The following is a 727-nucleotide window of genomic DNA, read 5'->3' on the forward strand; positions in this document are numbered from 1 at the left end:
ACCCAGGTGGCGATCGTGCTCGGACACGACGACGCCACCGCGATCGACGCCGACCGTAACTTCCAGGAACTGGGATTCGACTCCCTCACCGCCGTCGAAGCCCGCAACCGGATCAAGACCGCCACCGAAATCGGAGTCCCGGCCACTCTTACTTTCGACTACCCGAGTCCAAGGGCGGTCGCCGAACACCTCCACCAGCTGTTAGCTGGAACGAGCGGACTGCATCGCGTAGATGAAATCTTGTATCGAATCGAGTCTCTCCTTTCCGAGGCTAATTTGGGTGTTGCTGATAGGAAAAGTCTTCTCGACGGTTTCGGGAAGCTGATGCTAAAGAGTAGTGAAAAGAATAGGGATGTCAGCTCTGATGGCTTCTCGGGTAATTCGGCAGGTAAAGAAGTCATCAAAGAATCCTCTGCTGAAGATCTCATGGATTTCATTCAAAGCCAGTTGGGCTATCCCGGCGTATAGCTTGTTGCGATTAGGAAGGACAGACTTGTGGAAGAGGAGAGGCTTCTCGCCAATCTGAGGTGGGTCACATCCGAATTGTTGGAGACTCGCCAGCGATTAGACGCCGTGCTGTTTGAGCGGGTAGCGATTGTTGGTGTGGGGTGTCGTTTCCCGGGTGGTGTGTCCTCACGCGAAGAGTTGTGGCAGCTGCTGGTACAGGGCCGGGATGTGGTGTCGCAGTGGCCTCTGGACCGGGGCTGGGATGTGGGGTTGTTCGATC

General features: G+C 55.7%; 2 protein-coding genes. Both read left to right on the plus strand.

What is annotated here, in order from left to right; all coding sequences use genetic code 11:
* On the plus strand, window positions 1–468 hold a 468-nt coding region (locus JZ792_RS41230), incomplete at its 5' end, for an acyl carrier protein (protein ID WP_216918420.1).
* Window positions 469–573: 105 nt separating this feature from the next.
* Window positions 574–727 (plus strand): beta-ketoacyl synthase N-terminal-like domain-containing protein (locus JZ792_RS43365; protein WP_368858181.1); only part of this gene is annotated, 154 nt, incomplete at its 3' end.

It is taken from the genome of Nocardia noduli, from assembly GCF_019038455.1.
Taxonomy (GTDB): domain Bacteria; phylum Actinomycetota; class Actinomycetes; order Mycobacteriales; family Mycobacteriaceae; genus Nocardia; species Nocardia noduli.